This window comes from Pseudomonas sp. SIMBA_041 (assembly GCF_046535095.1).
GTDB classification, from domain to species: Bacteria; Pseudomonadota; Gammaproteobacteria; order Pseudomonadales; family Pseudomonadaceae; genus Aquipseudomonas; species Aquipseudomonas mucoides.
Map to the genome: position 1 here is coordinate 1 of NZ_JAWRXJ010000894.1, position 239 is coordinate 239.

The 239-nt window shown below is 41.0% G+C and carries 1 pseudogene; it reads left to right on the forward strand.

The features are described 5' to 3' along the window. A pseudogene (locus SB725_RS33720) lies at positions 1-239 on the forward strand (endonuclease); the annotation flags it as partial.

The following is a 239-nucleotide window of genomic DNA, read 5'->3' on the forward strand; positions in this document are numbered from 1 at the left end:
GTTGTATTGAGCGGTACGTTAGCATTTCAGCTGAGAATGGTGCTGCCGTATACTAAGCTGTGGAAAAAAGAAGTTCAAAAGGCAAAAGATAAGCCAGAAGGGCAAGCGCATCAGATAAAAATCATGGTATCAAACGTATTGACACCCAATGACGAAACGCAAAAACTGGTCGATTTGGTTAAGCAAAAGCAGCCTGATATCTTAATTACATTAGAGAGTGACAAGAAATGGGAGCAAGC